Origin of the sequence: Bacillus cereus group sp. N14, assembly GCF_016483555.1 — a bacterium.
Taxonomy (GTDB): domain Bacteria; phylum Bacillota; class Bacilli; order Bacillales; family Bacillaceae_G; genus Bacillus_A; species Bacillus_A wiedmannii.
In genome coordinates this window covers 62,573-88,071 of the sequence record NZ_JAEHBQ010000009.1, presented here as the reverse complement: position 1 = coordinate 88,071, position 25,499 = coordinate 62,573, and the positions used below count along the sequence as shown (strand labels likewise).

Below are 25,499 nucleotides of genomic sequence, written 5' to 3'. Positions count from 1 at the left end.
ACATAACTATAGGGGAGAAGGGGACATCATATGAAAAAGGTTCTACTGTCAGTTGTTACAGCGCTGTCTGTATTTACATTAGCTGCTTGCGGGGGGAAAGATGAAAATAAACTTGTCGTTGGAGCTTCTAACGTGCCGCACGCTGTTATTTTAGAAAAGGCACAGCCGATACTAGAGAAAAAGGGCATTAAATTAGAGATTAAAAAATTCCAAGATTATGTGTTGCCGAATAAATCGTTAGCGGATAAGGATTTAGATGCAAACTATTTCCAGCACATTCCGTACTTAGATAAAGAAATTCAAGAAAAAGGATATAAAATTGTAAACGCAGGAAAAATCCATTTAGAGCCAATGGGCATTTATTCTAAGAAATATAAAAGTTTAAAAGAATTGCCAGATGGCGGAACAGTTATTATGAGTAATAACGTAGCGGAGCGTGGCCGTATGCTCGCATTGTTACAAAAAGGCGGCGTTATTAAATTAAAAGACGGTGTAGATGTTGTTAAAGCAACAGTAAAAGATGTTGTAGAAAATCCGAAAAACTTAAAGTTTAAAACAGATGTAGAGCCTGGATTGTCACCAAAGCTGTATGAAAATAATGAAGGCGATGCTTTATTCATTAATTCAAACTATGCAATTGATGCGAAGTTAAATCCAACAAAGGATGCAATTGCGATTGAAGGATCAGACTCTCCGTATGCAAATATTATTGCAGTTCGTAAAGGTGACGAGAAGAAAAAAGAAATTAAAGAATTAGTAGAAGTATTGCATTCAAAAGAAATTCAAGACTTTATTAATAAAGAATATAAAGGTGCTGTACTTCCGGTAAGTGAATAAACACAAGGAAAGGACTGGGAAATTTCCAGTCCTTTTTTCTTTATATAAATAAGAAGAAAGGTGTATCATATAAGGATGCAAGGGAAATACTTATATACATTTGTGAAAAAATTGTTACTTTTTTTCGTCGTTTGCGATATCATTTTATTTGATATAAGATTAGAATGAGAATAAAATGAGAATATGAACGTTTTAGGAATTTTTAAAATGTATATATAGGATTAATGGAGGTATTGAGATGGCTGGTTCTACATTAACGGTTAAAGACTTACACGTATCAATTGATGGCAAAGAAATTTTAAAAGGTGTAAACCTTGAAGTAAAAGGTGGAGAAATCCACGCAATTATGGGACCTAACGGAACAGGTAAATCAACTTTATCTTCTGCGATTATGGGTCACCCAAAGTATGAAGTAACAGAAGGTAGCATCATCATCGACGGTGAAGATGTATTAGAAATGGAAGTAGATGAGCGCGCACAAGCCGGTCTATTCCTAGCAATGCAATATCCAAGTGAAATTAGCGGAGTAACAAACGCTGACTTCTTACGTTCTGCAATTAACGCACGTCGTGAAGAAGGCGATGAAATTTCTCTTATGAAATTTATCCGTACTTTAGATAAAAACATGGAATTCCTAGAAATGGATCCAGAAATGGCACAACGTTACTTAAACGAAGGTTTCTCTGGTGGAGAGAAAAAACGTAACGAAATTCTTCAATTAATGATGATTGAGCCAAAAATCGCAATCTTAGATGAAATCGACTCAGGTCTTGATATCGATGCATTAAAAGTTGTATCTAAAGGTATTAACCAAATGCGCGGCGAAGAGTTCGGTTGCCTAATGATTACGCATTACCAACGTTTATTAAACTACATCACTCCAGACTTCGTTCACGTTATGATGAACGGTCGTATCGTTAAATCTGGTGGCCCTGAGCTTGCACAACGTCTAGAAGCTGAAGGTTACGACTGGATTAAAAAAGAATTAGGTATTGAAGACGAAACAGCAGAGCAAGAAGCGTAAGAGAGGAGCATAAACATGACAATCGGTACATTACCTTTCGATCAAGAAACAATCCGTCAGCGCGCAAGCGAAGTAAACGAAGCTGCTTGGTTGACTGAGTTCCGCTTACAAGCTCTTGCACAAGCAACTGAACTTCCAATGCCAACGCCTGATAAAACGAAAATTGAAAAATGGGACTTTATCGGAAAAGGCGACGCTGCTAAGCAAGAGCCTGTAAGTTCTTTAACAGAGCTTCCAGAAGCAGTGAAAAACTTAATCGATGAAAATAACAGCGTATTAGTACAACGTACTGGTACAACTGCATTCGTTTCTTTAGCAGACGAAGCAAAAGAAAAAGGTGTTATTTTTACAGACATCGTAACAGCTGCAACAGAGCATGCTGAACTATTACAAAAGTATTTAATGAAAGACGGCGTGAAGGTAGACGAGCATCGTTTAACTGCACTTCATGCTGCATTAATCAACGGCGGTGCATTTGTATATGTTCCGAAAAACGTTGTTCTTGAAACTCCACTTCAAGCTGTATTCTTAGTAGACGGCGAAGAAGCTAACGTATATAACCACGTATTATTCGTAGCAGATGCGAACAGTACTGCAACTTATGTAGAAAACTACGTTGCAAATGAAAATGCTAAAGGTATTGCAAATATCGTAGCAGAAGTAATCGTGGAACAAGGCGCACAAGTGAAATTTGGTGCGGTTGATCTATTAGCAAAAGACGTAACAACTTACGTTAACCGCCGCGGTGTTGTTGGACGCGACGGCCGCATTGATTGGGCTCTAGGCCTTATGAATGACGGAAACACAATTTCAGAGAACGTTACGAACTTAATGGGCGACGGATCATATGCTGATACGAAAACAGTAACAATTGGTCGCGGTAACCAAACACAAAACTTTACAACTAAAGTTGTTCACTTCGGTAAACACTCTGAAGGTTGGATTTTAAAACACGGTGTACAAAAAGATAGTGCAACATCTATCTTTAACGGAATTGGTAAGATTGAACACGGTGCATCTAAATCAAATGCACAACAATCTTCTCGCGTTCTTATGTTAGATGAAAAAGCTCGCGGTGATGCAAACCCAATTCTTTTAATCGACGAAGATGATGTAATGGCAGGTCACGCAGCTTCAGTAGGCCGCGTAGATCCGTACCAATTATACTACTTGATGAGCCGTGGTATTCCAAAACGCGAAGCAGAACGTTTAGTCATCCATGGATTCTTAGCACCTGTAGTAAATGAGCTTCCAATTGAAGGAGTAAAAGCACAGCTTGTTGAGGTAATTGAAAGGAAAGTTCGCTAATGAATATTCATGAAATACGCAAACAGTTTCCAATTCTTGATCAAAAAGTGAACGGCAAACAACTTGTATATTTCGATAGTGCAGCAACTTCTCAAAAACCAATTCAAGTCATTGAAACGTTAGAACGTTACTATAAAGAATATAATTCTAACGTGCATCGCGGTGTTCATACGCTCGGTACGAAAGCTACCGACGCGTATGAAGGTGCACGCGAGAAAGTTCGCAAGTTTATTAACGCGAAATCAATGGAAGAGATTATTTTCACGCGCGGAACGACAACTGCATTAAATACAGTAGCGGCTAGCTATGGTCTTGAAAATGTAAAAGAAGGCGATGAAATCGTTATTTCTTACATGGAACATCATAGTAACATCATTCCGTGGCAACAAGTTGCGAAGAAAACTGGTGCAACTTTAAAATACCTTCCGCTTCAACCAGACGGTACAATTTCTTTAGAAGATGTTCGTCAAACAGTTACACCGAATACAAAAATCGTTTCTATTATGCAAGTATCAAACGTACTTGGAACGATTAACCCTGTAAAAGAAATCGGAGCAATCGCACATGAAAACGGTGCAATCATGGTCGTTGATGGAGCACAAAGTGCACCTCATATGAAAGTGGATGTACAAGATTTAAACTGTGATTTCTACGCATTATCTGCTCATAAGATGTGCGGACCTACAGGTATCGGCGTATTATATGGTAAAAAAGAATTGCTGAACAATATGGAGCCAATTGAATTTGGCGGTGAAATGATTGATTTCGTAGATTTACAAGAATCTACTTGGAAAGAGCTTCCGTGGAAGTTTGAAGCAGGTACACCGATTATCGGTAATGCAATCGGACTTGGTGCGGCAATTGATTTCCTAGAAGAAATCGGTCTTCATAATATTGAAAAGCATGAACATGAATTAGCGCAATATGCTTTAGAAAGACTATCAGAAGTAGATGGCGTTACAATTTATGGTCCAAAGCATCGCGCTGGTCTTGTTACATTTAATATTGAAGACGTACATCCTCATGATGTAGCAACTGTATTAGATGTAGAAGGCATTGCGGTTCGCGCAGGACACCACTGTGCACAACCGCTTATGAAGTGGCTGAAAGCTTCTTCTACAGCACGTGCGAGCTTCTATTTATATAATACAAAAGAAGAAATTGATACATTTGTTGAATCACTAATCAAGACAAAGGAGTATTTCACAAATGTCATTTAATAATTTAGATACGTTATACCGTCAAGTTATTATGGATCATTATAAGAATCCTCGTAACAATGGCGTGTTAGAAGATAGTGTTACTGTTAACTTGAACAATCCAACTTGCGGCGATCGTATTCAACTTACGATGAAAGTAGAAGAAGGTATTGTACAAGAAGCGAAGTTTGAAGGAGAAGGGTGTTCTATCTCAATGTCTTCAGCTTCGATGATGACACAAGCAGTAAAAGGTAAGAAAATTGAAGAGGCACTTCAGCTTTCTAAAATTTTCTCTGACATGATGCTAGGAAAAGAGTACGATGACAGCATTGATTTAGGAGATATTGAAGCATTACAAGGCGTATGCAAGTTCCCTGCACGTATTAAATGTGCAACATTAGCGTGGAAAGCGTTAGAAAAGGGCTTAAACGAAGATAAGTAATGTTAAAGGTTCCTAAAAACGAGGTTATCTAAGGAGGGACACACCAACATGGCGAAGCAACTGCCAGATATCGGCGATTATAAATATGGTTTCAAAGACAAAGACGTTTCGATTTTCCGTGCTGGACGCGGTTTAACAAAAGAAATCGTTGAAGAGATTTCACGTATGAAAGAAGAACCACAGTGGATGTTAGACTTCCGTTTAAAATCACTGGATAAGTTCTATGAAATGCCAATGCCACAATGGGGCGGCGACTTAAACGACTTAGATTTCGATGAAATTACGTACTACGTAAAACCATCTGAGAAATCTGAGAAGTCTTGGGATGAAGTACCTGAGGAAATTAAAGCGACATTTGATAAATTAGGTATTCCTGAAGCGGAGCAAAAATATTTAGCTGGTGTATCTGCACAGTACGAATCTGAAGTTGTATACCACAACATGAAAGAAGACCTAGAAGCTCTAGGAATCGTCTTCAAAGATACAGATAGCGCATTAAAAGAGAACGAAGATATTTTCCGTGAGCATTTCGGAAAAGTAATCCCACCAACAGACAACAAATTCTCTGCATTAAACTCTGCAGTTTGGTCTGGTGGATCATTCATCTACGTTCCAAAAGGTATTAAAGTGGATACACCACTTCAAGCGTATTTCCGTATTAACTCTGAAAATATGGGACAATTCGAGCGTACGCTTATTATCGTAGACGAAGGCGCACACGTACACTACGTAGAAGGTTGTACAGCACCTGTTTACACGACTAACTCACTTCACAGTGCGGTAGTAGAAATCATCATTAAGAAAGATGCTTATTGCCGTTACACTACAATCCAAAACTGGGCGAACAACGTATACAACCTAGTTACAAAACGTGCGGTTTGTGAAGAAAACGCAACGATGGAATGGATTGACGGTAACATCGGATCTAAATTAACGATGAAATACCCAGCAGTTATCTTAAAAGGCGAAGGCGCTCGTGGTTTAACATTATCTATCGCGATTGCTGGTAAAGGCCAACACCAAGATGCTGGTGCGAAAATGATTCACTTAGCACCAAACACGTCTTCAACAATCGTTTCTAAATCGATTGCGAAGCATGGTGGTAAAGTAACTTACCGTGGTATCGTACAATTCGGACCAAAAGCGAAAAACTCTCGCTCTAACATCGAGTGTGACACGTTAATTATGGATAACCAATCTACATCTGATACAATTCCTTACAACGAAATCAAAAACGATTACGTTTCACTTGAACACGAAGCGAAAGTATCGAAAGTATCAGAAGAACAATTATTCTACCTAATGAGCCGCGGTATTTCTGAGCAAGAAGCTACAGAAATGATCGTAATGGGCTTCATCGAGCCATTCACTCGCGAACTTCCAATGGAATACGCAGTTGAAATGAACCGCCTAATCAAGTTTGAGATGGAAGGTTCTATTGGTTAATATTTAAAGTGGAAGCGGCTCGTTCAGAATGTGAGGGGGATGGAGCTTCTGACGTAGAGGCGCTTTTTGCCTCATAGGAAGAAGTGAAGCCACCGAACATTCTAGCCGCTGGAACTGGATAATATATGTATGAAGAAAGCGCCCTGCTATGCAGGGCGCTTTTTTGTGTTGTGCTGGGGGCGATTCAGTTTAGGTCAGTTCAGTTCAGGCTGGGATACCCAGGCGGGTGTTCAGCTAAATATATCAGCGATTATTCAAATAAATCGACCATAACTCGGAATATATCGGCGATTATTGCAATATATCGACGTTTCGACAAGGGATATCGACTTATCGACAAAGTAAGACAAAAGAAATTCCGTATATACCCCACAACATGTTGTAGGAAAAGAGACTGACTAGTGGTATGGAAAAGATATTGACAAACCCACTGGAAAATCCAATTGAAGCCCCACCTACCGAACTCTCTGTTAAACTTTTTGACAAATCCCCCGAACCCCAACCAAATCCCCCGTTCAATCATCTAAAACCCTTCCACACACTAGAAAAAGTTTTCTTATCAAAAAGGACAATCTTTTGCTTTTTCTTATAATGCGAGTACAATGTAAAATAGCAAGAAAAGACGAAAAGTATTTACAGGATTATTGCGTACGCGTAGCGTAAATGGCAGTAAGGAACTGAGAGGAGGTTTTTTCTCTGAATATAAATAAAGAAACAATCATCCACCTTTATCATACAAACGATATACATAGTCATTTTGAAAATTGGCCGCAAATTTCTCGGTTTGTACAAGGGGAGAAAAAGCGAAGACAGGAAGCGGGAGAGACCGTTTTGACGGTTGATATCGGCGATCATGTGGATCGTTTTCATAGCATTTCGGAAGCGACGAATGGACTGGGCAATACGAAGCTTTTGAATGAGGCGTTATATGATTATGTAACGATCGGAAATAATGAAGGAATTACGTTAGCGAAGGAGCATTTGAATCGTCTATATGATGATGCTGGATTTGAGGTGCTCGTTGCGAATTTATTTGAAAAAGAAGGGGTACGTCCAGCGTGGGCAAAGCCTTATAAATTACATACAACGACAGATGGGATTACGATTGCCTTTATCGGGTTAACGGTAGCTTATCCAGAGTTTTATCATATGCTCGATTGGCATATTGAGGATCCGCTTATCCATTTAGAGTCTATTTTAGAAGAAGTGCGAGATGAGGCTCATATTACGGTTGTCCTTTCTCATCTTGGGAAAAGCATGGATGAGTATATGGCAGAGCATTATGATATAGATGTTATTTTAGGTGCACATACGCACCATTTATTTGAGCGTGGCATTCTTATGAATAATACTTTACTTTGTTGTTGTGAAAAGTGGGGACGTTACGTTGGGCACGTTCAGCTTACTGTGGATAAAGAGACGAAGAAGCTGTTGAAAAAGGACGGTAGAGCGATTAAGACAGAACGTTTAGGTGCTTATAGCAAACCGTTATCCACAATTGAATTGCTGCAGGAAGAAAGTAAACAGATTATGGCAGAGCCTATCGTTCATTTAAAGGAATCATTACCAGTCGATTGGTTTCATGAGACGGCATTTTCGCATATGTTAGCAAATGCGCTGAAAACGTGGTGCGGTGCAGAAATTGGAATGGTGAACGCTGGTGTGCTATTAGAGGGATTAAATGAAGGTGTTGTGACGCGCGGAGATATTCATAGAATTTGTCCACATCCAATTAATCCATGTTTATTAAAAGTGCCGGGGAAAACGTTAAGAGAAGTTATTTTGAAAGCACGTCGCCCGAATATGGAGAACCTTGAGGTAAAAGGATTCGGATTTCGTGGGAAAGTGATGGGGAAAATGATTTACGCTGGTGTCGAAGTCATTCCAGATATGATTCCTGGGAATAAAATTTTACTGGAAGATGTATTGATTAACGGGGAATCGCTGGAATTAGATCGTATATATACAGTAGGAACGATTGATATGTTTACATTCGGATACTTATACCCAGAGCTATCCACACTTTCTGACAAACAATATTATATGCCAGAGTTACTCAGAGATGTGTTAACAGACGTGTTGATAACTCATACATCTTCCGTCAAACTATAGGCTAGTTAACTTGTAACACTCATTTTTCTCTTGTCATACAGATAAGAAAGAGAGGAGTGTGGACTATGGTTAATGTGGAGCCAATTATAATCGATAATTATACGTTTATTGCGGTTAGCGTCAAACTTCCAAAGACAAATTTGCTAGCTGTAATGAGCGATAAAGGATATATTATGTGCGGTGCATTAGATGTAGGTCTTTTAAATGAGAAGTTAGGTGATCGAGGAATTATTGCTGGCCGTGCGGTTGGTGTAAGAACGATTGAACAACTTCTTGAAGCGCCGCTAGAATCAGTAACGATTGAAGCCGAAGCTTTAGGTATTACGGCGGGCACAATCGGAAAAGAAGCGTTATTAAAAATGAGATAAGCATATATCGTCCCTCCTTCTTGCATAGAAATGATATAAGAAGGAGGGTTTTTTATGAGCATATTTCGTTCGAAAAATTCGCGGTTTCGAAGGGGACCTATTTCCTTTCGGCACATACTGCTTATGTCGTTTATTCTTTTTGTCATATTACTCGTGCAAGGATTATGGATTGTGAACAGCAGCATTCAGCCGACATTACTTAAATATGGAGAAGTAGAGACGCATAAAATGGCGACAGCGGTTATGACGAAGGCGGTAAAAGATAGAATTAATGAAGGGTTCGATGTCGATTCGTTAATGAAAGTACAAAATGATAAAAACGGGAAAGTATCCACAATTAATTTAAATACGAAGCAAGTAAATGAAATCGTAACGTCAACGACCATGTACATAGAAAAATATTTACAGCAAGTAGAACAAGGTAATCTGAAAGGGCTAGGTATTTCTGAAAAAAATGGGGCAACGATGGCAGTTCCTTTTGGTCGCGTAACGGATAATGCGCTTCTTGGGAATATAGGTCCCGACATTCCAATTGATTTCACGACGATTGGTCATGTGAATACGGATATTAAACAAAAAATTGAACCGCACGGGATCAATACGACAGCAATTCAAATTATTATGGAGATGGAAGTCACGTTACAAGTGATTATTCCATTTCATACGAAAGAAATAAAAGTAAAACAAGATGTTCCGATTGCAACGCGCATTGTTCAAGGGGAAGTTCCTACTTATTATGGAAGTGGGAGTGTTGTTGTACCTGATAAAAAGAAAACGGATAGTTAGCAGCATCAGCACATAAAAAATAACCGTAGCAATGTGCTACGGTTATCGTTTTGTATTGGCGCGTTCTTTTCGCTCCCAAAGACTTAAATGCATGTATGGATCGAAAGCCCATTCTGTATAACCGTTGTCTTTATACATACCGAAATGTAGGTGGGGCGGGAATTTTCCAGCTGTGCCGGGAGGGCCGTAACCGGTGCTACCAACAAATCCGATTACTTTTCCAGGCTCGACAATTTGTCCGAGCTGTATTTCTTTTGAGAACCCGCCTAAGTGAGCGTAATAATGATAATTGTTATGAAGGTCACGAATGCCGATGCGCCATCCACCAAGGCGGTTCCAGCCCTTTGTTTCAATGATGCCATAGCAAGTAGATCTTACTGGTACGCCATAGCCTGCAAAAATATCGGTTCCTTCATGAACTCTTCTTCCTCCAAAACTTCTTCCAGCGCCGAAAGTACTACGGTAGCTATGGTCACTACGAATCGGAAGAGGGAAAGCATTTCCTTCTAAATTAATACGTCCATAATGTTTATAAATTTGGGCGTATTCGGTAATTAAATCAACTGTTTTTGCACGTCTATAATATTCCCAGAGCATGATTTTAATACGTTCTTCTGATGTTCCTTGTTTCTTTAAAATTGTTGCTGCTGTATGCAAAAGATCACGGTCGTTATTTGCATTTGCAAATCCATCTTTGTCACCATCTAAACCAATCCCGCAAAATAGAGAAATTGTATGGGGAAGCGTATCGTTACCATTAACAGGTCCAGCCCATATTTCTGGTTTGAAATAAAGGGAAATAATGGCATCTGGTTTTTTCGGAATATCTTTTCTTACGCTCCGTATATTTCTTTCATACTGATCCATTGCAGCTAAGTAATACCACGGAATGCCTGAAGATTGCTCGGTTTCTTTATATAGTGCCATGCGCTTTTCGTATATGCTTTGCTGATTATCTTCACCGTAAGCGATGTTTTGGTGGAGAAGAAAGCAAATTGAAAGCAAAAGAGAAATTTTTCGAAGCATGAAATAGACTCCTTTCACAACATCACTCTTTTTAGTGTGGGATATACGGAGTATTTCATTATAGGGAACGATTGGAAAAAATCTTAGAATCTTCATTTGAGCAAATCGCTTTCATACGTTAGAATAGATATGTTACATTGAAAGAAGCGAACACGGTAAACTATTTCATATTGTGCGGAGTTGATAACCATGACAAAACAAACAGAATATAAGCGCAAGCCCGAATGGTTGAAAATTAAGTTAAACACGAATGAAAACTATACAGGCTTAAAGAAAATGATGCGTTCTAAGAATCTTCATACAGTTTGTGAAGAAGCGAAATGTCCGAATATTCATGAATGCTGGGCTGTAAGGAAAACAGCAACATTTATGATTTTAGGTGCGGTTTGTACACGTGCTTGTCGTTTTTGTGCGGTTAAAACAGGCTTACCAACTGAGCTTGATTTACAAGAGCCAGAACGCGTAGCAGATTCTGTAGTACAAATGGGCTTAAAGCACGTTGTTATAACAGCGGTTGCACGTGATGATTTAAAGGACGGAGGAGCAGCTGTTTTTGCTGAAACAGTACGCGCTGTACGTCGTAAAAATCCATTTACGTCAATCGAAGTATTACCATCTGATATGGGTGGAGTAGAAGAAAACTTAAAAATGTTAATGGATGCAAAACCAGATATTTTAAACCATAACATTGAAACAGTACGTCGATTATCTGACCGAGTTCGCGCTAGAGCAAAATATGATCGTTCATTAGAGTTTTTACGTCGAGCAAAAGAAATGCAGCCTGATATTCCAACTAAATCGAGCATTATGGTGGGCTTAGGTGAAACGAGAGAAGATTTAATTGAAGCGATGGATGACTTACGTGCAAACAATGTGGATATTTTAACTCTTGGACAATACCTACAGCCATCTAAGAAGCATTTACCAGTTCTTAAATATTACCCACCAGCAGAATTTGCAGAGCTTAAAGAAATTGCACTTAGCAAAGGCTTTAGCCACTGTGAAGCTGGCCCACTTGTGCGTTCTTCTTACCATGCGGACGAGCAGGTTCGTTCTGCAAAAGAAAAAACAGCAGAAGCAAAATAATGAAAAAAGAGAGCTAATCATTAGCTCTCTTTTTGTTTATATTCTAAAACAGTATTTGGGCATGTTAATAAGATTTTCTTTAATTCCTCTGTGGATAATTCAATTGTAAATTCAGGTACACCAGGTGTAATTAAAATTTTATCGTAAGCATAAATAGCAATATCCACAATAATCGTTACATTTTGTGAATAACCGAAAGGAGCTACACATCCTGGAGTACAGCCTGTTTCTTCTCTTAGCTCATCAGGAGAACAGAGAGATAAGCTTTCTCCTGTTATTTCTTTCATCTCTCCTCGGTTGAGCCTTGTACCCTCTAACGTAAAAAATACGTAATAATCTCCAGACTTTGATTTTAAAAATAAGCTTTTACTTGGAGTGCCGTGTAAGCCAAGTCTTTCACGTACGATACGATCTGTTTCATAATCGAGTACTGGTTCGTGTTCAAACTTTTCGTAAGAAGCATTTGTTTTATGTAGTAAAGCAAGTACATCTTCGTACATATGGAGTGATACCCCTTTCTATTGTTAGTACAGTTTCTTCTCGTGGCGTCAACTGAATGTGTTGGAAAGAGATATTACTTGGACGGTGCTTCCCATAATCGTTTTAGGATACATTGTTTATCGAGTGTAATTTCGTAAATATCAGGATTCGTTAAAGCTCTCCATTCAATAAAGCCGATCGTATGATCAAAGTGCTTTAAAATGAGCGTGAGTAAGTTGCCGTGTGTAACAAGTAGTGTTGTAGTATGTTTTAACTTTAAAACGTCTTGGATAAGTGATATAGCACGATCCGTCGCTTGTTTTGTTGACTCTCCGCCTGAAAAGGCAATATCTATATTTGTAAAAGTAGATTCTAGTTTTTGCAACCAATCATCCATTGGAACGTCGCTTAATATGCGTTCAGCTAATCGTTCATCTTCTTGGATAGACAAGTTAGCTTGAAGCGCATAGGGCCGAATTGAATCGATAGCTCGCACAAATGGGCTTGAAATAATATGATCTATTTGTGATTGGTTTTCTAAGAGGAATGTAGCAAGAGTGTTTGCTTGATTTTTTCCTGCAATCGTTAATTCGGCATCACGTTCTTGTCCAGTTGCTGAACAATGTCGTATTACAATCAATTTCTTCATAATTCATCCCCATCTTTCAAGTTGACGCTATATACTTCGACAAATGTGGGGGGAATTCCTTTTTATTGGAAACGGCATATTGATTTAAATATGTGGAAAAGTAATGTGGATAAATGAATATTTGAGGTGTAATGATGAAAAAAATGATATGTATTATATTCGGTCTTTGTTTTTTTATACACTTGTCCACAACATATGCAGAATCCAATCAAAAATTAAATTATCCAAGCAATCGAAATAAATCGTTTGTGAGTGAGGATGTGTTTTATGAACAGTTAGATAAAAAGGTGTATAAAGAATATAAAAATGCAGCATATAGCGTTCGAAAAAAAATCTCATTTAAAGAAGTGCCTGATGAAGAATTTTCTTTCTTACAAAAAACAGCTGTGGGTTGTCGGAGTAGTGTGGTGTTCCAAGATTCTTTTATTCACCCTGATCGCCAAGTTTATTTTTTCGCGTCCTTTTTTCAAAATGAAGCAGAAGAGTTTCATAAGTACATTGTTATAGATGCAGAAACGAAGAGGGAGCTGCAAGAGGGCGAGAGTTATCATCATTGCGAAAATCGTGGTAAAAAATAACCCACCAGTTGGTGGGTTATTTTTTATTCCGGTACACTCATTAATTTCTCTTTCATTTTACGAATAAGAATGACAGCACCAATTGTGAAGAGAAGGGTAATTCCTTCTGCAACAAAGATGTTAATTGTTTTTGTTTGATAAAGTGCCGCGAAAAAGTCTACAAATGCGTGGAATAATATAGCGTAAACAAGGAAGATATATTTCTTCTGTTTTACTGCGTATAAGACAAGCATTGTAAAGGAAATTTGCAATACAAGAGCCATAATTCTTTCCAAGCTGCCAAGGAAGTATAAATAAGCAGGTTGTTCTATTAACATATCCTTTACAAGATTTAATTGTGGTAGTTTTTCTGCCATTTGAGCGAAGCTACCATTGTTAATAGCATTAGCGAATATAAGTGTCTGCAATGCAGAGAATCCGCCAACTAAAATGGATTCAATCCCGCCGTGACCAATTCCATAAGCGAAGCCATCTTTATATTCTAGATATTTTTTTAGTAGGAAGAAGAAGGCAACGAAGCGTCCTAATTCTTCAAAAATACCAGCAGTTAGTCCGCCATAAATTGCAAAGATAAAAGGATTTTCTAAAAATGGAGCGATTGCTGGATTACCACGCATAAATAGGTGGAACGGTGTTTCGAGAATTTGGGTAAATCCAATAAAGATAAGAACACCAACGCCGACTACTTTCCAATTAATATTATATTTTTTACGGAAATAAACAAACGCAATAATAGGTACCAGAATCGAAATCACAAGTTGAATTGTGATACTGGCAATTACCGTACTTGAAACCATACTTTCACCGCTTTCTAATATATGTACATATCTATTATGCATGAAATATAGTGGAGATGAAACTTAAAAAAAAAAATGAATTTACTTATTGACTCTAACGTTGCGTCATACTTTATCGTATGTACTAAGGGGGAGATACACATGACAATGAAGGTAAAAGAAGTAGCTAATTTAGTTGGAATTAGTGTGCGCACACTGCATCATTACAATGAAATTGGGTTATTAACCCCAGACGAGACGACAGAGTCTGGATATCGTCTGTATTCCAATGAAAATTTAGAGACATTGCAGCAAATTTTATTTTTTAAAGAACTAGGCTTCCCTTTGAAGAAAATTAAAGAAATTATTATAAGTCCATCATTTGACCACGAAGAAGCACTACAGCTTCATAAGAAAATGCTTCTTGAAAAGCGTGCCAGATTAGATAAGGTGATTGCGACGATTGATAAAACAATTCAGCATACAAAAGGAGAGATTGAAATGACGAATAAAGAGAAATTTGAAGGCTTTGATTTCAGCTATAATCCGTACGAAGAAGAAGCGCGTGAACGATGGGGAGACGCAGCTGTAGATAAAGCGAATGAATACGCGAAAGGTATGTCAAAAGATAATCAAGAAGAGTTTAATACTATTTACAGAAATTTAGCGGCCCTTAGACACGGCGCACCAGATTCTAAAGAGGCACAAGAAGCAATTGGAGTATGGTACGATTACTTGCAAAACTTCGGAGAGTATTCATTAGATGCTTTTAAAGGACTCGGTCAAATGTACGTCGCAGATGAGCGCTTCACGAAAAATATCGATAAGTTTGGTGAAGGGTTAGCGCAGTTTATGTGTGATGCGATGGCGGTTTATGCGGATCGTAAGAAATAGTCAAAAATAAAGAAGGTGGAGGTTTTCTCCACCTTCTTTATTTTTTTATCATATCATTCAAAGTCTGATCGCCCGTATTGTTCAAATGAGGATTTTTACTCATTTCCCGTTTTAACATGTCGAGGCTCTGTGTATATTCTGTATCATTTAAAGCGCCAGATTGAAGGCCTTGAATTTGAGAAATCAACTTTTGGTCTGTTGATACATATGCTTTATAATAGCGAGGGACGATGGACAAAGCAGCTTTATATACTTGATCCGCTACGAGTTTTGGATCCGTTGTGTTTGCACGGTATACAACAAATACTTCATCATCGGTAACGAGCGTAGCAGCGTTTGTAACGTCAGGAAGTTTGACTGTCATGCTTGTAATCATTTCAGCGACTTTCTCACGGTTAATGGCTCCTACTTGTTTGTTAGATACTTCATGTTTTTGTTTAGATGAATAACCGACTCTCGTTAATCTTGTATTTGTATTTTCCGTATGATACATGTCGTTTTTATTGGAAACAAGAACACGACTTCCTTCTTCACGTTCCATTTCGGCTTTATTAGATGATTGACAGCCTGCGAATAAGGAAAGAGTGAGGAGAGAGAGTATAATTTGTTTTTTCACGATGTATCACCTCCTTCTCCATAGCATGCACTAATTTTCAATTTTTTGTATTTGAAATTGTTGGTTGGTATGCTTTGTGATACGATAAAAAGAAGAATGCTTAGAGAGGAAGTTAATGATGGAGCAAAAGCAAGAGCAAGAGATGCATGCTACGGTGAGCATTAATAATGTGCAGTACGAAGTAATTAAAAACTTTCGTGACGGTTTTAGTGAAGAAGCATTTAAAGAGCGTTATGCAGAAATTTTAAATAAATATGATTATATCGTTGGGGACTGGGGTTATGAGCAACTTAGATTGCGCGGTTTCTTTGATGATAGTAATCAACGTTCGACATATGATACGAAAATTAGTACGTTAACGGAGTATTTATACGAGTACTGTAACTTCGGTTGTGCACACTTCGTATTACGAAAAGTGAAGAAATAAAAAAATCCTCTTACGATTGTAAGAGGATTTTTTGCATTATAAACAAATCGAGATATGATCGCCTTCAGAAAGTATTGCATTTGGTTTCATTTGTTGTCCGTTCAATTGAATATCCCCATTTTTAATTTTATCCACAATGAGTGTACGGCTCCAGTCGGAAATATATGTGGATAAAGCTTTATCGATTCGGTGGGAACCGAAAACGATATCTAATACGATTGTGATTTCAGCTACGCCACCTTCTTTATGATGTGTAATGGAAATGGTAGTAGTTGTTTCTGTTTGATCTTGCTTCGTCATGTCGACTGTTTCAACGTGATCAGTAAATGATTTATAAATACGAAGTTTTTGGTTCCACGTATGATCTTTCGGACATTTATAAATGGCAAAACGATATATATTTTTTCCGTTGGCGTTATGCCTACGAATATTCGTGTCAGTAAATAAGGTAGTGCGTCTGCAATTTTTACAATACTTTTCAATTGTACCTTGTTCATTTTCATATAAACTCCAAGAAAGTTGTACTTTTTGCATTTTCCTTCACCTCTTATAGTAGTGGCAAAGAAACGTAATACAGCTATTTGGATGTCTTGTAGTATGAAGGCATGAGAAATAGACAAAAATAAAAGGAGGTTCCCCAAAGAGGAACCTCCGTAAACATCATACTACAGATGCGTTACGTTCCTTTGTAATGGGAATGGGCAGACTACTCCCTTGAAAAAGCATGGTGCTTTTTTGAGAGTAATGCTATCCAATTGCTGGTCCATTACAAAGTAAATGTCGGCATACGTAGATAACGTCCTTTCTATCCAAATAGATTTATTCTTAATTATAACATATAAGATAGAAAATTCAAAATACTTAAAGCGAAAAAACACCAGCTAAAATAGCTGGTGCCTACGATAAATTATATAAGTTCAAATAAAAATGAGCGTAATTCTTCTGCAATTTCTTCAGTCATAGAAAATGCATGCTCTAAGTAGCCTGGTTCGTTTAAATCGTCAGGACCGATGATTGCAAATCTATTGCGCTGTATATCAAGGACAATTGTTTTACCGTAATGACGATCGGAGTATAAAAGCGCTAAATCATGACGCTCATTTTCTCCCATAAAGCTAACGAAACGAGTTCTTGTAGCGACTGTATCGTCGTACAGAAAGAAACGTTCTTCCATACACATGGCTCCTTTATTAAATATCTAAGTTTAAGTGTGGTTTATGATCTAAATGGTGATGCGTTTTAATGAATCGTACCGTTCTTGTTTTGTAACGCATAACGATAGAATATGTTTCAGCTAAATCTCCGCCAAGGAATTTAACACCGTCTAATAACTCACCAGCAGATACACCAGTTGCTGAGAAGATTGCATCATCCCCAGATACTAAGTCATCTAACATAAGAAGTTGACGAGGATCTTCTAATCCCATTTCACGACAACGAGCTTCTTCTTCTTCGTTCATTGGAACTAAGCGAGCTTGCATTTCACCTTCAAGGCATTTTAATGCTGCTGCAGAAATAACACCTTCTGGAGCTCCGCCAATACCTACGAATAAATCAATACCCGTTCCAGGTAGTGCTGTTGCGATTGACGCACCAACATCACCATCACCAAACAATTTTACGCGTGCACCTTTTGCACGAACACGGTCAATAATATCTTGATGACGTTCACGTTCTTGCACGATAACTGTTAGATCGCGAATCTTTTTATTGTTAGCTTCTGCTACAATTTCAATTGTTTTTTCAATTGGATCATCTAAGCTAATTTTACCAGCTGCTTTTGGACCAACCGCGATTTTTTCCATGTACATATCAGGAGCATGAAGAAGTTTTCCTTTATCTGCGATTGCGATAACTGCCATTGCATTTGCAAGACCTTTTGCAACGATGTTTGTACCTTCTAATGGATCAACGGCGATGTCTACTTCTGGACCGTTACCTGTTCCTAGTTCTTCACCAATATACAACATCGGTGCTTCATCAAGTTCTCCTTCACCAATTACAACTGTACCTGCCATGTTTACTGAATCAAACATATCACGCATTGCTGTAGTTGCTGCATCATCTGCTTCGTTTTTCTTTCCGCGGCCCATCCACTGTGCGGATGCTAATGCTGCTGCTTCTGTTACACGGACAATTTCTAGTGCGAGTTCACGTTCCAAGATTCCATTCCTCCAATTTCAAAAATCATACAAATATAACTATAACAAATAACGGAGAAAAGGTGAATTCGAAAAATTGTCGATTTTTTCAGAAGAAAGCGTTACAATTAAAATGTAAATGCTTTAATTTCCAGGTAGGTGACATTCATGTATTTTGTAGACAGAAAGAAAATAGAACAAATGCTAGTATGTTTAGAACGAGCAACAAGTACATTTCAAGAGAAAAAGATATATGAAACCGAGTTTGAATTTTACGCATTAGAACGCATAGCTCATCTCATTATTGATTGTGTATTAGATGTAGGGAATGCGATGATTGATGGATTTATTATGCGCGATCCAGGAAGTTATGAAGATATTATCGATATTTTGATGGACGAGCGAGTGATAAGTGCAGAAGAAGGACAAGGAATGAAAGAAATTATCCTTCTTCGAAAAATGCTTACGCAAGATTATATTCAAATGAATCATGATGAATTATATAAGACGATTCAAAAACATATTGCAGTGGTAGAGAAATACCCAGCAAATATTCGCAGTTATTTAGAGAAGGAATTAGGACCTGTATCTGCATTTGTACCAGAATAATTATGCTTATAAGATCCCCGGGACTGCCTTTTGGGGATCTTATATTGTATGTGAGAAAGAAAAGGGAGAAGGGTTAAGCATGGGGGAAGCACGTACGACGAAAGATGAAATTGTACAATTGTTGAAAGTTAAGGGAGAGCACACAGTAGCGGAACTAGCTGACGTTTTAGAGATTACAGAAATGGCGATCCGAAGACATTTAAGTAATCTTGAGAAAGATGGTTTCATTTATTCTAAGATGGTAAGACAACATGTCGGAAGACCAACTTATTTATATGGATTAAGTGAAAAGGGAGAAGATACATTCCCGAAGGAGTATAAGCAATTTGCGATTGATATGCTAGAAGATTTAGCTCGAATGGGTGATGAAAAGATACTTCGTTACGTTTTAACAGAGAGAACGAAGCGAATGGAAGAACAGTTGCAAAAGCGAGTGAGTAATCAAAAGAATTTAGCATATAAAGTGCAAGAGATAGCAGCTATGCAAGAGAAAAATGGTTATATGGTTCAAATAAAGAGAGATGGAGAGAACTCTTTCGTAATTGAAAAACAAAACTGTCCGTTAAAAGAAATTGCAGAGAGATTCCCGCAAGTATGCGAAGATGAAAAAGAGATGTATAATCGTTTATTTGCAGGAGCAGATGTAAAGACGTTAGCAAACATGTGTGAGGGCGATTGTAGTTGTTCTTACCAAGTAAAAGAGAAAAAATGAACGTTATGGGGCGCTTTAAGGTAAAGCGTTTTTTTCTTTGGAAAAAGCGGGTAATATAAGAGTGGTATGATAGGTGAGAACGTTAGCATAGAAGGAGAGACATAATGATGTATAAAGGTTACTTAATTGACTTAGACGGTACGATGTATCGCGGAGAAGAACAAATTGAAGAAGCGAGCGACTTCGTAAAAGCATTAGGAGAGCGCGGCATTCCTTATTTATTCGTTACGAATAATTCAACGCGTAAACCAGAACAAGTGGCAGAAAAACTTGTTCGTTTCGATATTCCAGCGGAAGCAGAGCAAGTATTCACAACGAGTATGGCGACAGCGAACTTCATTTATGAACGTAAACAAGACGCAACTGTATATATGATTGGTGAAGAAGGCTTACATGATGCACTTGTGGAAAAAGGATTTGAACTTGTGGATGAAAATCCTGATTTCGTTGTTGTTGGTTTAGATCGTGACATCACATATGAAAAATTAGCAAAAGCTTGTCTTGCTGTGCGTAACGGTGCAACGTTTATTTCTACAAATGGAGACATTGCCATTCCGACTGAGCGCGGATTATTACCAGGTAACGGTTCATTAACATCAGTTGTAGCCGTATCAACAGGCGTAGATCCAATCTTTATCGGAAAACCAGAATCAATCATTATGGAACAAGCTTTAAAAGTGCTTGGCATAGAAAAAAATGAAGCATTAATGGTTGGGGATAACTACGATACAGACATTTTAGCGGGAATAAATGCTGGCATGCATACCCTTCTTGTCCACACTGGAGTCACAACTGTGGAGAAGTTAACAGAATATGAAGTACAACCGACGCAAGTTGTGCATAACTTGACGGAGTGGATTGAGAAAATGTAATGAAAAACAGGTAGCCGGAAGAGGTTACCTGTTTTTTTATGCATAATTGCATATGTGCTATTGTTATACAAAATGTAAAATTTATATGTAATGATATTGAGGGGAGGGAATCAGAGTGTACTGGATGTCATGTATTATGTTTGTTTTTACATTATGTGTTTTATTTTTTGTTCTATGGAAAATATATAAAATAAATGAAATGAAAAAAAGTGCAGGAAAACTTATTGCAACATATCCACGAGTGAAGAGACGTTGGATTGCATTACTTGGGCCAGCATATTTCATTGGACAATGTATGTATATATATGCTCAGTACGTAAGTGGCGATATTGATACAGCTGAACAGTTTCTTATTCAGTCGGGTAGTTATGTTGTAGCAAGTTGTTTTATGACTTTAATAGCCATCCATCTTATTAAAAGTGTACAAATATATGAAAAAGGTGTAGTAGACGGATTAAACTTTTATTCATATGAAGAATTGAAAGGCTATAAAACATCAACATGGGAAAATCCAAAAGAAAATATATTTTTATATCGCGGGCGAGAAAAAATGAATGACAATGTGAATTTACTTATTAGACAGGAAGATATGAATGAATTAGAAAGCATTCTTCAAAGATATATTCCGAAATTAATGATGAAATAAAAAAAACTCCGGTTTTAACAACCGGAGTTTTTTTATTAAAATGCACGATTCACAACATCTTTAACCTCTTCAAGATATTGTTTACGCACACTGTCATCCACAGAAGGAACACTTGTATAGAATGTATGCTCAATTGTTTCAATGCCTGTAAATTCAAAAATACCAACATCTGCTGTTTTCTTCATTGCATCAAACATACCGCCTGCTGTGTATGCTTCTTTCGTATTTCCCATTGTAGATAATAATAAGCCTTTTTTATCGCTTAATAGTTTTTCAATGCCATTTTCACGGTAAGCATAAGCGAAGCCATGGCTAAATACACGGTCAACGTATCCTTTTAAAATAGCAGGAAGCCCCGCCCACCAAACTGGATAAATGAATGTAATGCTATCAGCCCAAGAGATATGCTCTTGCTCTTCTTTAATATCTTCTGGTGTGTTTCCTTGAGAAAATGAGATGAAATCGGAAGCGCCTAATACTGGATTGAAGTTTAATTCGTATAGATCGCGAACGCGTACTTCATGACCTTTTTCTTCTAATTCACTTTTTACCGTTTCTAAAATCGCATGGTTGAAGCTTTCTGTATTTGGATGTGCATAAACGATTACATGTTTCATTGTTATTCCTCCTATTTGTGGATATGTGAATAGCTTTTATGTATTCGTGTAACTATTATGGTTACTTTTTTTACGAGAGTCAATTTTTCTGACATGAGAAATATTAGTGTGTGACAAAAAAATACAAAATAGTAGGGATTTTGTATTTTTGAATAGAATATATAGATTGGTAAATAGAGAGAGAAGGGGATATGGGGATGAATATTATTGAAATTGAAAGGTTAGAAAAATCGTTTGATATTGGGGATAGTAAAGTAAAGATATTAAAAGGTATTAATCTTCAAATTCAAAAAGGAGATTTCGTTTGTATTATGGGGGCAAGTGGTTCAGGGAAAACAACTTTATTGCAGCTATTAGGTGGATTAGATATTCCATCGGTAGGTAGTATTCGAGTTGACGGTACAGAGATTTCAACGTTAAAAGAAAAAGAGCTCGCTTTATTTAGAAGACATAAAATCGGTTTTATTTTTCAACAGTTTAATTTGATTCCGGTGTTTAGTGCAGAGGAAAATGTAGGATTACCGTTACTGTTGGATAATGTATCGCAAAAGAAGGCAACGGTGACAGCAACTCGTTTATTAGAGCTTGTTGGGTTAAAAGGAAAAGAAAAGCATTTACCATCACAGTTATCAGGCGGGCAACAGCAAAGGGTTGCGATAGCAAGAGCTTTTGCAAATGAGCCGGCAATTATATTAGCGGATGAGCCAACAGGGGCATTAGACTCAGAAAATAGCAAAAATATCATCGCGGCACTTCGAAATGCGTGTGATGAGTTAGGACAAACAGCTGTTGTTGTAACGCACGACCCGTTCGTAGCGGCTCATGCTGATAAAGTTGTTTTCTTATTAGATGGTGAAGTGATTCATGAGCATGCTGAAAGTAAAGGGTGGAAGTTTCGAAATATCCCGCAACAAGTTACTCACATTCAAGAAATTATGAATCGTCACTTTAAAGTAGGAGGTAAAGGTGATGCGATGGGTAATTAAGTATGCGGTAAAATCGATGAAACAAAATTGGCTGCGAAATATGTTGATTGCCCTCGGTGCAGCTTTAGGTGTTATGTTAGCGACGATGTTATTACTTGGTAATCAATCAGTAGAACAAAGTGTGAAGGAACAAGTAGTAAGTCGGTATGGAGATTATAATTTACAATTTGGCTATATAAAAAACGATATGTATTTAAATAATGAAAGTTTAAAAGGAATAGATGGCTTAGAAAACGCTGAAAAAATATCAAAAATACTTATACCATATCCTTTTCCAAATTATAAAGAGCTATCAGGAAAGCCGTCCTATTGGGGTGTTGAGCAAGATTCTCCAGAAATGCATTCTTATAAAATATTAGAAGGTCGATATCCGAAAGAAGGGGCTGAAGTAGCACTGACAAAAGGGTATACAGACCGTGAAAATATACGGGTGGGAGATACGATTAAATTGCCATTCCCGCAGCATGGAGAAAAGACTGTGAAAGTCGTCGGTATTTTAAATCCACCGTTAATGGCGGCAATGGGGCATGGGGCTTATTTTCCAATCCAGTGGCTTCAAAAAGAATTAAATCTACCAAATCAGTTCAATCTCGTTCAAGTGAAAACAGCCGATGTAAATGTGAAGCGAGCGATTGCTCTTGATGTAAATAAGAAGATAGAAAATATAAAGGTGGATCAACGTACTTATGTTGATAAGGCATTTGAACGACTAAATGTAATGAAGCCGTTAATTTTCAGTTTAGGTGGTATTGCCTTATTTGTTGTAGCTCTTTTAATAATGGGAAGTTTCTTCTTATCTGTCAGAAGTCGATTTAAGCAATGGGCATTATTACGTGCACTCGGTAGTAATCCAAATCAAATTATATTAGTCGTTTTATTAGAGGCTTTATGTATCGGAGCGATTGGGTCGCTAGCAGGAGTTATTCTTGGAGCAGGTACGCAAACAATTGCAGCATCATTCATTAACAAATGGGTGAATATTGAGGGGGCAGGGAAAGCGTCATTCTCGATTTCAGGGGAGATTTTACTCATTACTTTTTTACTAGGGATTGTTATGTCTCTCATAGGGGCCGTTATACCAGCTTTTATGGTTAGAAAGATTCCACCAGTTCAAGCACTTCGGCCAGGTCTTCCTAGTAATGAGAAAAAAGAAAAGAGATGGAGCGCTTTTAGCCTTAGCATTTTAATCATTGGTACTGTTATTGGACTCACGGGTAACATATTAGAGCAGTATATCGGTTTTAATCCAAGTGCGATAGGAGCGCTGTTATTTGCAGTTGGTTTGTTATTTGCGATTCCGTTATTTATTCGTATGATAGCACCAGTAATTGCAAAACCGTTTCAAATGATATTACAAATTGAAACGACGATTAGTAGCCGGAATGTAATTCGTTATCGGAATAAGGCAGCTGTGTCGGTTGCTATATTAGCATTTGGTTTTATGTTAGCGCTTGTTGGAACGATGTATGTAAATTCTATGTATGAAGGTATGAAAAAAGGATTACAAAAACATTTACCAGCGGACTTAGTAATAAGAATTCCGGTAGAGTCGCAAGGAATAGAAACATTACCGTTTAGTTGGATGGAGAAGGTTAGAAAAATTGATGGTGTGGAATCAAGTGTTGGGAATGCTACTGACTTTACAGCAAAACTTGTAAATTATGACTTTAAACAAGCGAATCAAGAATGGTATGAATTTGCGAAAAAAAACAATTTGAACTACGATTCAATGGAAGTTGTAGGTAACGATATTGTAGCGTATCAGAAAGTGACAAAGGCGAAAGTGATTGCAGGGCAAACTTTAAGTAAGCCATTACGAGATGGTGAGGGAGTCATTACGAAGGAAGTGGCTAAAAATTTAGGACTTCAGTTGCATGATACGATTGAAGTACAAGGGAAGGGAAAAGAAAAACAAGCAATTAAAGTCGTTTCGATTATTGAGCAAGGATTAAGGTTAAGAGGATTAGATGTTTTTGTAAATGAACAATGGGCTCGCGATAAGTTTCACGTGCAAGGATATGAAGCAATACAAGTTATGACAAATTCTAATCAATCATTTGAATCGATTAAGAAGCAAGTAAAAGAAATTACAAATAATAAAGAGAATGTAGAAGTTATAAACAGTTATGATTTATTGAAAGAACAAGAGCAGTTATTATCGCAAATGATGATGTTAATTCGCTTGTTAGTTGTAATTGTTTTCATTATTTCTGGTATAGGATTAATGAACGCGATAGTCGCAAGCTTGCATGAAAGACGTGCTGAAATTAGTATGATTCGTGCGGTAGGAGCTATTCCGAAGCAAATGAGACGGATCGTTTTATTAGAGGGAACTTTACTTGGAGCGATAGCTGGTTGTATTGGCATTTTTGGTGGGATTTTGTTTAGCTATATTGTGTTATCAAGTCTAGAGCTAACAGTTATTATCATTCCGTATAATCAAGTCTTCATATTGGCTCTAGCTAGTCTGATGCTTGGGGCAGGGGCAGCATTGATTGCTTCCTTACAATTAAGAAAGTTTAAATTAAGTGATACTTTAAAGGAGTTATCAGCATAAAAGATTGCTATACCCCACTCATACAAAGAACAAAGAAAACAAATAAAATGATGACAATACCAATGCCGAAATTAAATACGAGAGTACTATCCATATATGTAACCTCCTTGTTTGAAAGTAAAAAGCACTCTGGCTGGAGTGCTTTTTTATTTTGAATCTACTTCACAACTTTTAGAAAAGGATTCATGCGTGTAAAGAGTTACATTATTTTATGTGTTTATATGTTGAAATGAGTAAGTCCTTGTGAGGTATAAAAAAAAGACACTCTTTTGAGTGTCTTTCATGATGACAAAATGTGCCAATTG

The 25,499-nt window shown here is 37.5% G+C and carries 28 protein-coding genes; 19 read left to right on the top strand and 9 right to left on the bottom strand.

Going from position 1 to position 25,499, the window contains the following annotated elements:
- Nucleotides 1-30 precede the first annotated feature (30 nt).
- From metQ to yunB, 9 genes are all read left to right on the top strand, one after another.
- Nucleotides 31-837: a methionine ABC transporter substrate-binding lipoprotein MetQ gene (gene metQ / locus JDS82_RS14915; protein WP_075312373.1), complete on the top strand. Its 807-nt coding sequence runs from the start codon at nt 31-33 to the stop codon at nt 835-837.
- Between the two features lie 238 nt (nt 838-1,075).
- Complete coding sequence (sufC, locus tag JDS82_RS14910) at nt 1,076-1,861, top strand: Fe-S cluster assembly ATPase SufC (RefSeq protein WP_000929162.1); 786 nt, start codon at nt 1,076-1,078, stop codon at nt 1,859-1,861.
- Between the two features lie 15 nt (nt 1,862-1,876).
- On the top strand, nt 1,877-3,169 hold the full coding sequence (gene sufD, locus JDS82_RS14905) for a Fe-S cluster assembly protein SufD (protein WP_000152177.1): 1,293 nt from the start codon (nt 1,877-1,879) through the stop codon (nt 3,167-3,169).
- Nucleotides 3,169-4,389 carry a cysteine desulfurase SufS gene (sufS, locus tag JDS82_RS14900; RefSeq protein ID WP_087986018.1) on the top strand — a complete coding sequence of 407 codons (1,221 nt, stop codon included), beginning with the start codon at nt 3,169-3,171 and terminating at the stop codon, nt 4,387-4,389. The genes sufD and sufS overlap by 1 nt, the downstream gene beginning before the upstream one ends.
- On the top strand, nt 4,379-4,810 hold the full coding sequence (gene sufU, locus JDS82_RS14895; RefSeq protein WP_000009525.1) for a Fe-S cluster assembly sulfur transfer protein SufU: 432 nt from the start codon (nt 4,379-4,381) through the stop codon (nt 4,808-4,810). The genes sufS and sufU overlap by 11 nt, the downstream gene beginning before the upstream one ends.
- A 48-nt stretch (nt 4,811-4,858) precedes the next feature.
- Nucleotides 4,859-6,256: a Fe-S cluster assembly protein SufB gene (sufB, locus tag JDS82_RS14890; RefSeq protein ID WP_001118829.1), complete on the top strand. Its 1,398-nt coding sequence runs from the start codon at nt 4,859-4,861 to the stop codon at nt 6,254-6,256.
- Between the two features lie 696 nt (nt 6,257-6,952).
- Nucleotides 6,953-8,368 carry a bifunctional metallophosphatase/5'-nucleotidase gene (locus JDS82_RS14885; RefSeq protein ID WP_206773435.1) on the top strand — a complete coding sequence of 472 codons (1,416 nt, stop codon included), beginning with the start codon at nt 6,953-6,955 and terminating at the stop codon, nt 8,366-8,368.
- Nucleotides 8,369-8,433: 65 nt separating this feature from the next.
- Nucleotides 8,434-8,736 (top strand): YunC family protein, encoded by a 303-nt coding sequence (locus JDS82_RS14880; protein ID WP_000248463.1) that lies wholly within the window; start codon nt 8,434-8,436, stop codon nt 8,734-8,736.
- Nucleotides 8,737-8,790: 54 nt separating this feature from the next.
- Nucleotides 8,791-9,522, top strand: a complete 732-nt coding sequence (gene yunB / locus JDS82_RS14875; RefSeq protein ID WP_097950949.1) for a sporulation protein YunB — start codon at nt 8,791-8,793, stop codon at nt 9,520-9,522.
- Between the two features lie 42 nt (nt 9,523-9,564).
- Here the strand turns inward: yunB and JDS82_RS14870 are convergent, their stop codons facing one another.
- Nucleotides 9,565-10,548 (bottom strand): M23 family metallopeptidase, encoded by a 984-nt coding sequence (locus JDS82_RS14870; RefSeq protein ID WP_199713514.1) that lies wholly within the window; start codon nt 10,546-10,548, stop codon nt 9,565-9,567.
- 189 nt (nt 10,549-10,737) lie between these two features.
- Here JDS82_RS14870 and lipA point away from each other — a divergent pair, with 189 nt between their 5' ends.
- The gene (gene lipA, locus JDS82_RS14865; protein ID WP_000166369.1) at nt 10,738-11,634 is read left to right on the top strand and encodes a lipoyl synthase; all 897 of its coding nucleotides are present in this window, start codon (nt 10,738-10,740) and stop codon (nt 11,632-11,634) included.
- Between the two features lie 20 nt (nt 11,635-11,654).
- Here lipA and JDS82_RS14860 read toward each other — a convergent pair whose 3' ends face one another.
- Both JDS82_RS14860 and JDS82_RS14855 read right to left on the bottom strand, forming a co-directional pair.
- Nucleotides 11,655-12,134 (bottom strand): YbaK/EbsC family protein, encoded by a 480-nt coding sequence (locus tag JDS82_RS14860; protein ID WP_000272727.1) that lies wholly within the window; start codon nt 12,132-12,134, stop codon nt 11,655-11,657.
- Nucleotides 12,135-12,208: 74 nt separating this feature from the next.
- Complete coding sequence (locus JDS82_RS14855; RefSeq protein WP_000734024.1) at nt 12,209-12,763, bottom strand: histidine phosphatase family protein; 555 nt, start codon at nt 12,761-12,763, stop codon at nt 12,209-12,211.
- 134 nt (nt 12,764-12,897) lie between these two features.
- Between JDS82_RS14855 and JDS82_RS14850 the strand changes: the two genes are divergently transcribed.
- Nucleotides 12,898-13,341, top strand: coding sequence for a hypothetical protein (locus tag JDS82_RS14850; protein WP_000738174.1), 444 nt, complete (start codon nt 12,898-12,900; stop codon nt 13,339-13,341).
- 23 nt (nt 13,342-13,364) lie between these two features.
- Here JDS82_RS14850 and JDS82_RS14845 read toward each other — a convergent pair whose 3' ends face one another.
- Nucleotides 13,365-14,180, bottom strand: coding sequence for a YhfC family intramembrane metalloprotease (locus JDS82_RS14845; protein WP_142950469.1), 816 nt, complete (start codon nt 14,178-14,180; stop codon nt 13,365-13,367).
- Between the two features lie 99 nt (nt 14,181-14,279).
- Between JDS82_RS14845 and JDS82_RS14840 the strand changes: the two genes are divergently transcribed.
- Complete coding sequence (locus tag JDS82_RS14840; protein WP_199713513.1) at nt 14,280-15,011, top strand: MerR family transcriptional regulator; 732 nt, start codon at nt 14,280-14,282, stop codon at nt 15,009-15,011.
- A 37-nt stretch (nt 15,012-15,048) separates the two neighbouring features.
- Here the strand turns inward: JDS82_RS14840 and JDS82_RS14835 are convergent, their stop codons facing one another.
- On the bottom strand, nt 15,049-15,627 hold the full coding sequence (locus JDS82_RS14835; protein ID WP_000744033.1) for a YhcN/YlaJ family sporulation lipoprotein: 579 nt from the start codon (nt 15,625-15,627) through the stop codon (nt 15,049-15,051).
- Between the two features lie 115 nt (nt 15,628-15,742).
- On the opposite strand from JDS82_RS14835, the gene JDS82_RS14830 reads away from it, so the two are divergent.
- Nucleotides 15,743-16,054, top strand: coding sequence for a YutD family protein (locus tag JDS82_RS14830; protein WP_002008894.1), 312 nt, complete (start codon nt 15,743-15,745; stop codon nt 16,052-16,054).
- 36 nt (nt 16,055-16,090) lie between these two features.
- Here JDS82_RS14830 and JDS82_RS14825 read toward each other — a convergent pair whose 3' ends face one another.
- The 3 genes from JDS82_RS14825 to glpX form a co-directional block, all read right to left on the bottom strand.
- The gene (locus JDS82_RS14825) at nt 16,091-16,588 is read right to left on the bottom strand and encodes a hypothetical protein (RefSeq protein ID WP_001174565.1); all 498 of its coding nucleotides are present in this window, start codon (nt 16,586-16,588) and stop codon (nt 16,091-16,093) included.
- A gap of 373 nt (nt 16,589-16,961) precedes the next feature.
- Entirely contained in the window at nt 16,962-17,228 is a 267-nt protein-coding gene (locus tag JDS82_RS14820; protein ID WP_000392614.1) for a DUF3055 domain-containing protein, read from the bottom strand.
- Between the two features lie 16 nt (nt 17,229-17,244).
- The gene (gene glpX, locus JDS82_RS14815) at nt 17,245-18,216 is read right to left on the bottom strand and encodes a class II fructose-bisphosphatase (protein ID WP_199713512.1); all 972 of its coding nucleotides are present in this window, start codon (nt 18,214-18,216) and stop codon (nt 17,245-17,247) included.
- 147 nt (nt 18,217-18,363) lie between these two features.
- Here glpX and JDS82_RS14810 point away from each other — a divergent pair, with 147 nt between their 5' ends.
- The 4 genes from JDS82_RS14810 (at nt 18,364) to JDS82_RS14795 (ending at nt 21,034) form a co-directional block, all read left to right on the top strand.
- Complete coding sequence (locus JDS82_RS14810; RefSeq protein WP_000274003.1) at nt 18,364-18,804, top strand: DUF86 domain-containing protein; 441 nt, start codon at nt 18,364-18,366, stop codon at nt 18,802-18,804.
- A 79-nt stretch (nt 18,805-18,883) separates the two neighbouring features.
- Nucleotides 18,884-19,516, top strand: a complete 633-nt coding sequence (locus JDS82_RS14805; RefSeq protein ID WP_000503338.1) for a helix-turn-helix transcriptional regulator — start codon at nt 18,884-18,886, stop codon at nt 19,514-19,516.
- A 107-nt stretch (nt 19,517-19,623) separates the two neighbouring features.
- Nucleotides 19,624-20,388, top strand: a complete 765-nt coding sequence (locus tag JDS82_RS14800; RefSeq protein WP_033662784.1) for a TIGR01457 family HAD-type hydrolase — start codon at nt 19,624-19,626, stop codon at nt 20,386-20,388.
- 115 nt (nt 20,389-20,503) lie between these two features.
- Entirely contained in the window at nt 20,504-21,034 is a 531-nt protein-coding gene (locus tag JDS82_RS14795) for an iron ABC transporter substrate-binding protein (protein ID WP_088060048.1), read from the top strand.
- Between the two features lie 35 nt (nt 21,035-21,069).
- Here the strand turns inward: JDS82_RS14795 and JDS82_RS14790 are convergent, their stop codons facing one another.
- On the bottom strand, nt 21,070-21,651 hold the full coding sequence (locus JDS82_RS14790; protein ID WP_064449151.1) for an NAD(P)H-dependent oxidoreductase: 582 nt from the start codon (nt 21,649-21,651) through the stop codon (nt 21,070-21,072).
- 197 nt (nt 21,652-21,848) lie between these two features.
- Between JDS82_RS14790 and JDS82_RS14785 the strand changes: the two genes are divergently transcribed.
- Nucleotides 21,849-22,637 (top strand): ABC transporter ATP-binding protein, encoded by a 789-nt coding sequence (locus JDS82_RS14785; RefSeq protein WP_048561657.1) that lies wholly within the window; start codon nt 21,849-21,851, stop codon nt 22,635-22,637.
- Complete coding sequence (locus tag JDS82_RS14780; RefSeq protein WP_199713511.1) at nt 22,621-25,194, top strand: FtsX-like permease family protein; 2,574 nt, start codon at nt 22,621-22,623, stop codon at nt 25,192-25,194. The genes JDS82_RS14785 and JDS82_RS14780 overlap by 17 nt, the downstream gene beginning before the upstream one ends.
- Nucleotides 25,195-25,499 lie beyond the last annotated feature (305 nt).

What these genes read in the sequence shown, in the direction of transcription:
- metQ (WP_075312373.1), top strand. Translation starts at nt 31, where the DNA reads ATGAAAAAGGTTCTACTGTCAGTTGTTACAGCGCTGTCTGTATTTACA.
- JDS82_RS14850 (WP_000738174.1), top strand. Translation starts at nt 12,898, where the DNA reads ATGAAAAAAATGATATGTATTATATTCGGTCTTTGTTTTTTTATACAC.
- JDS82_RS14805 (WP_000503338.1), top strand. Translation starts at nt 18,884, where the DNA reads ATGGGGGAAGCACGTACGACGAAAGATGAAATTGTACAATTGTTGAAA.
- JDS82_RS14810 (WP_000274003.1), top strand. Translation starts at nt 18,364, where the DNA reads ATGTATTTTGTAGACAGAAAGAAAATAGAACAAATGCTAGTATGTTTA.
- sufS (WP_087986018.1), top strand. Translation starts at nt 3,169, where the DNA reads ATGAATATTCATGAAATACGCAAACAGTTTCCAATTCTTGATCAAAAA.
- JDS82_RS14830 (WP_002008894.1), top strand. Translation starts at nt 15,743, where the DNA reads ATGATGGAGCAAAAGCAAGAGCAAGAGATGCATGCTACGGTGAGCATT.
- sufD (WP_000152177.1), top strand. Translation starts at nt 1,877, where the DNA reads ATGACAATCGGTACATTACCTTTCGATCAAGAAACAATCCGTCAGCGC.
- JDS82_RS14860 (WP_000272727.1), bottom strand. Translation starts at nt 12,134, where the DNA reads ATGTACGAAGATGTACTTGCTTTACTACATAAAACAAATGCTTCTTAC.
- JDS82_RS14870 (WP_199713514.1), bottom strand. Translation starts at nt 10,548, where the DNA reads ATGCTTCGAAAAATTTCTCTTTTGCTTTCAATTTGCTTTCTTCTCCAC.
- JDS82_RS14780 (WP_199713511.1), top strand. Translation starts at nt 22,621, where the DNA reads ATGCGATGGGTAATTAAGTATGCGGTAAAATCGATGAAACAAAATTGG.
- JDS82_RS14785 (WP_048561657.1), top strand. Translation starts at nt 21,849, where the DNA reads ATGAATATTATTGAAATTGAAAGGTTAGAAAAATCGTTTGATATTGGG.
- JDS82_RS14840 (WP_199713513.1), top strand. Translation starts at nt 14,280, where the DNA reads ATGACAATGAAGGTAAAAGAAGTAGCTAATTTAGTTGGAATTAGTGTG.
- yunB (WP_097950949.1), top strand. Translation starts at nt 8,791, where the DNA reads ATGAGCATATTTCGTTCGAAAAATTCGCGGTTTCGAAGGGGACCTATT.
- JDS82_RS14845 (WP_142950469.1), bottom strand. Translation starts at nt 14,180, where the DNA reads ATGCATAATAGATATGTACATATATTAGAAAGCGGTGAAAGTATGGTT.
- JDS82_RS14800 (WP_033662784.1), top strand. Translation starts at nt 19,624, where the DNA reads ATGTATAAAGGTTACTTAATTGACTTAGACGGTACGATGTATCGCGGA.
- lipA (WP_000166369.1), top strand. Translation starts at nt 10,738, where the DNA reads ATGACAAAACAAACAGAATATAAGCGCAAGCCCGAATGGTTGAAAATT.
- JDS82_RS14820 (WP_000392614.1), bottom strand. Translation starts at nt 17,228, where the DNA reads ATGGAAGAACGTTTCTTTCTGTACGACGATACAGTCGCTACAAGAACT.
- sufB (WP_001118829.1), top strand. Translation starts at nt 4,859, where the DNA reads ATGGCGAAGCAACTGCCAGATATCGGCGATTATAAATATGGTTTCAAA.
- JDS82_RS14790 (WP_064449151.1), bottom strand. Translation starts at nt 21,651, where the DNA reads ATGAAACATGTAATCGTTTATGCACATCCAAATACAGAAAGCTTCAAC.
- sufU (WP_000009525.1), top strand. Translation starts at nt 4,379, where the DNA reads ATGTCATTTAATAATTTAGATACGTTATACCGTCAAGTTATTATGGAT.
- sufC (WP_000929162.1), top strand. Translation starts at nt 1,076, where the DNA reads ATGGCTGGTTCTACATTAACGGTTAAAGACTTACACGTATCAATTGAT.
- JDS82_RS14855 (WP_000734024.1), bottom strand. Translation starts at nt 12,763, where the DNA reads ATGAAGAAATTGATTGTAATACGACATTGTTCAGCAACTGGACAAGAA.
- JDS82_RS14880 (WP_000248463.1), top strand. Translation starts at nt 8,434, where the DNA reads ATGGTTAATGTGGAGCCAATTATAATCGATAATTATACGTTTATTGCG.
- JDS82_RS14825 (WP_001174565.1), bottom strand. Translation starts at nt 16,588, where the DNA reads ATGCAAAAAGTACAACTTTCTTGGAGTTTATATGAAAATGAACAAGGT.